3 protein-coding genes are annotated in these 4,555 nt (G+C 68.2%); 1 reads left to right on the forward strand and 2 read right to left on the reverse strand.

Translation table 11 applies throughout. From position 1 onward, the window contains the following. Positions 1–126 precede the first annotated feature (126 nt). Both ASC99_RS08425 and ASC99_RS08430 read right to left on the reverse strand, forming a co-directional pair. Entirely contained in the window at positions 127–1,416 is a 1,290-nt protein-coding gene (locus ASC99_RS08425) for a citrate synthase (protein WP_057229983.1), read from the reverse strand. 225 nt (positions 1,417–1,641) lie between these two features. After that, positions 1,642–3,870, reverse strand: a complete 2,229-nt coding sequence (locus ASC99_RS08430; protein ID WP_057229985.1) for an ATP-dependent RecD-like DNA helicase — start codon at positions 3,868–3,870, stop codon at positions 1,642–1,644. Between the two features lie 91 nt (positions 3,871–3,961). Between ASC99_RS08430 and ASC99_RS08435 the strand changes: the two genes are divergently transcribed. Then, on the forward strand, positions 3,962–4,417 hold the full coding sequence (locus tag ASC99_RS08435; RefSeq protein ID WP_057229986.1) for a GNAT family N-acetyltransferase: 456 nt from the start codon (positions 3,962–3,964) through the stop codon (positions 4,415–4,417). Positions 4,418–4,555: the final 138 nt, after the last annotated feature.

Consider the following 4,555-nt stretch of genomic DNA (forward strand, 5'->3'; position numbering starts at 1 on the left):
AGGAGCGCTTTGAGCGGCCGCTCCCGGCAACCAGGGCCGCCCCCGGGCGTCGTGCGCCGCTTCATCCGGTAACGCAGCAGGGCCCGGCCACCAGTGGTGGCCGGGCCCTGCTGCGTACGGGGTGGGTCAGCGCGCGTCGAGCTCGACGTAGTCGCGGATCTCCACGCCGGTGTAGATCTGGCGCGGGCGGCCGATGCGGCTGCTCGGGTCGTTGATCATCTCGTGCCAGTGGGCGATCCAGCCCGGCAGCCGGCCGAGCGCGAACAGCACGGTGAACATGCTGGTCGGGAAGCCCATGGCGCGGTAGATCAGACCGGTGTAGAAGTCCACGTTCGGGTAGAGCTTGCGCGAGACGAAGAAGTCGTCCTTGAGCGCGTGCTCCTCCAGCTTGAGCGCGATCTCCAGCAGCTCGTCGGACTTGCCGAGCTGGCCGAGCACCTCGTGCGCGAGGATCTTGACCTGCGCGGCGCGCGGGTCGAAGGCCTTGTAGACGCGGTGCCCGAAGCCCATGAGCTTCACGCCGTCCTCGCGGTTCTTCACCTTGCGGATGAAGGTGTCGACGTCACCGCCGGACTTCTGGATCTCCTCCAGCATCTCCAGCACGGCCTGGTTGGCGCCGCCGTGCAGCGGGCCCCAGAGCGCCGAGATACCGGCCGAGATGGAGGCGAACTGGTTGGCGTGGCTGGAGCCCACCAGACGGACCGTGGAGGTCGAGCAGTTCTGCTCGTGGTCCGCGTGCAGGATCAGCAGCTTGTCCAGCGCGTTCACGATGACCGGGTTGATCTCGTAGTCCTCGGCGGGGACGGCGAAGGTCATCCGGAGGAAGTTCTCGACGTAGCTCAGGTCGTTGCGCGGGTAGACGAACGGCTGGCCGACCGACTTCTTGTACGCGTACGCGGCGATGGTCGGGAGCTTGGCGAGCAGCCGGACGGTCGACAGGTGGCGCTGGCCGGCGTCGAACGGGTTGTGGCTGTCCTGGTAGAACGTCGACAGTGCGCCGACCACCGACGACAGCATCGCCATCGGGTGCGCGTCCCGGGGGAAGCCCTGGTAGAAGCGCTTGACGTCCTCGTGCAGCAGGGTGTGCTGAGTGATCTCGTTGCTGAACACCGCCAGCTGGTCGGCGTTCGGAAGCTCGCCGTTGATCAGCAGGTACGCGGTCTCGATGAAGCTGGCCTGCTCGGCCAGCTGCTCGATCGGGTAACCGCGGTAGCGCAGGATGCCGTTGTCACCGTCCACGAAAGTGATCGCGGACTTGTAGGCGGCGGTGTTGCCGAAGCCGTTGTCCAGGGTGACCAGGCCGGTCTGCGGGAGCAGCTTCGAGATGTCGAAGCCGGCGTTGCCCGCAGTGCTCTCGACGACGGGGTACTCGTACTCGCCGTCCTGGTACCGCAGTACTACCGAGTTGTCGCTCACGTCTTCCTCACCGACGAAATGAATCCTCTTCCAAGGTGCCCTGACTGTCTCTACGATCCCCCATTCGCAGGACCGTCGTGCACCCGGGGTGGGCCGAGAAGGCCCGTGTCCTACAAAAGCTCTCGCCGCAGCCGGTATGAACCGGACAAGATCGGCACAGACCAGGTTCCGCCGTAAATCTCTTCACGTCAAGACAACCCCATAGTAGGGCAGCCGCTTGGACGATCATCCAGTTGCGAGCCGATGATCAAGCGCCGAGTGCCTGCGACCAGCACTGACGGCCCGAACCGCCTGAGCGATCGCTCTCCGTGAGCCGACCAGCACCACCAGTTTCTTTGCCCTCGTCACGGCCGTGTAGAGCAGGTTCCGCTGCAGCATCGTCCAGGCCGAGGTGGTGACCGGAATCACCACCGCCGGGTACTCACTGCCCTGCGAACGGTGGATCGTCACGGCGTACGCGTGGGCCAGCTCGTCCAGCTCGTCAAAGTCGTACGGCACCTCCTCGTCCTCGTCCGTCCGCACCGTCAGCCGCTGCTCGTCGACGCTGAGGTCGGTCACCACCCCGACCGTGCCGTTGAAGACCCCGTTCTTCCCCTTCTCGTAGTTGTTGCGGATCTGGGTGACCTTGTCACCGACCCGGAAGGTCCGGCCGCCGAAGCGGCGCTCGGGAAGCCCGTCCCTGGCCGGTGTCACCGCGGCCTGCAGCAGCGTGTTCAGCGCGCCGGCACCGGCCGGGCCCCGGTGCATCGGGGCCAGCACCTGGATGTCCCGGCGGGCGTCGAGCCCGAATCGCTGCGGAATCCGCCGGGCCACCACGTCCACCGTCAGACCGGCGGCCGCCTCCGCGTCCTCCTCGGCGAACAGGAAGAAGTCCGGCAGGCCGTCGGTGATCGGCGGCAGACCCTCGTTGATCCGGTGCGCGTTGGTCACCACACCGGACTGCTGGGCCTGCCGGAAGATCCTGGTCAGCCGGACCGAGGGGACCGGACTGCCGGCCGACAGCATGTCCCGCAGCACCTCGCCCGCGCCCACCGAGGGCAGCTGGTCGACATCCCCCACGAAGAGCAGATGTGCCCCCGGCGCGACGGCCTTCACCAGCTTGTTCGCCAGGATCAGGTCCAGCATCGAGGCCTCGTCCACCACCACCAGATCGGCGTCCAGCGGCCGGTCCCGGTCGTACGCCGCCTCGCCGCCCGGCCGCAGCTCCAACAGCCGGTGCACGGTGGACGCCTCAGCCCCCGTCAGCTCCGCCAGCCGCTTGGCCGCCCGCCCCGTCGGCGCCGCCAGCACCACCTTGGCCCGCTTCGCCAGCGCGAGCGTGACGATGGACTTCACCGTGAACGACTTGCCACAGCCCGGGCCCCCGGTCAGCACCGCGACCTTCTCGGTCAGCGCCAGCTTCACCGACTCCCGCTGCTCCGGCGCGAGTTCGGCCCCCGTACGGGTCGCCAACCAGCCGAGTGCAGCCTCCCAGTCCACCCCCGCGAAGCCCGGCATCCGGTCGATGTCGGTGGTCAGCAGCCGCAGCAGCTGATTCGACAGCGAGACCTCGGCCCGGTGGAACGGCACCAGGTACACCGCCGTGATCGGCTGCCCACCCTCGCCCGGCACCTGCTCGCGCACCACTCCCTCGGCCGCCACCAGCTCGGCCAGGCAGTCGATCACCAGGCCGACATCGACCTGGAGCAGCTTCACCCCGTCGGCGATCAGCCGCTCCTCCGGGAGATAGCAGTGCCCCTGGTCGCTGCTCTGCGAGAGCGCATACTGCAGGCCCGCCTTGACCCGCTCGGGGCTGTCGTGCGGGATCCCGACGGCCTGGGCGATCCGGTCAGCCGTCAGGAAGCCGATGCCCCAGACGTCGGAGGCCAGCCGGTACGGCTCGTTCTTCACCACGCCGATCGAGGCGTCGCCGTACTTCTTGAAGATCCGCACGGCCAGCGAGGTGGAGACACCGACCGTCTGCAGGAAGACCATCACTTCCTTGATGGACTTCTGCTCCTCCCAGGCCGCCGCGATCATCTTGGTCCGCTTCGGCCCGAGGCCGGGCACCTCGATCAGCCGCTTCGGCTCGTTCTCGATCACCTCCAGGGTCTCCACCCCGAAGGCCTCGACGATCCGCTCCGCGAAGCGCGGGCCGATGCCCTTGATCAGCCCAGAGCCCAGATAGCGCTGGATGCCCTGCACGGTGGCCGGCAGCACCGTCGTGTAGTTCTCCACCATGAACTGCCGCCCGTACTGCGGGTGCGAGCCCCACCGCCCGAACAGCCGCAGCGACTCCCCCGGCTGCGCGCCCAGCAGGGCCCCGACGACCGTCAGCAGGTCGTTCGCCCCACGCCCGGTGTCGACCCGGGCCACTGTGTAGCCCGTCTCTTCGTTGGCGTACGTGACCCGCTCCAACACGCCCTCCACCTGGGCAAGCTGACGCTGTGTGTTCTGCGCACTCTGCGTGCTCACAGGGCGCCCCCTCGGGTCGGTGACGGTGCGCTACGCACCGTACCGTCCCGCACCGACAGTGCGGGTACGGTCGTGCCTTATCGTCCTGATCATGAACGACCTGACAATCCGACCGGCGGAGGCCACCGACCTCCCCGCCATCGTGGCCATGCTCGCCGACGACCCGCTCGGCGCCACCCGCGAGTCCCCTGACGACCTGACGCCCTACCAGGACGCCTTCGCCCGGATCGACGCCGACCCCCACCAGCACCTGGTGGTCGCCGAGTCGGCCGGCCGCACCGTCGGCACCCTCCAACTGACCGTCATCCCCGGCCTCTCCCGCCGCGGCGCCACCCGCACCCTGATCGAGGCCGTCCGGATCGACGCCTCCGCCCGCGGCACCGGCCTGGGCACCGTACTCATCGAGTGGGCCATCGAGCAGTCCCGCACCCTCGGCGCCGAACTCGTCCAGCTCACCTCCGACGCCACCCGCACCGATGCCCACCGCTTCTACGAACGCCTCGGCTTCACCGGCTCCCACCTCGGCTTCAAGCTGGATCTCCGGTGACCGGCTGCTGATCTGGTCCGGAAATGCAGAAAGCCCCGCCGGTTACCCGGCGGGGCTTTCTGACTAAAGATTGTTCGGCGGCGTCCTACTCTCCCACAGGGTCCCCCCTGCAGTACCATCGGCGCTATGAGGCTTAGC

The organism is Kitasatospora sp. Root107 (genome assembly GCF_001424875.1).
Classification (GTDB): Bacteria; Actinomycetota; Actinomycetes; order Streptomycetales; family Streptomycetaceae; genus Kitasatospora.

What these genes read in the sequence shown, in the direction of transcription:
- ASC99_RS08435 (WP_057229986.1), top strand. Translation starts at nt 3,962, where the DNA reads ATGAACGACCTGACAATCCGACCGGCGGAGGCCACCGACCTCCCCGCC.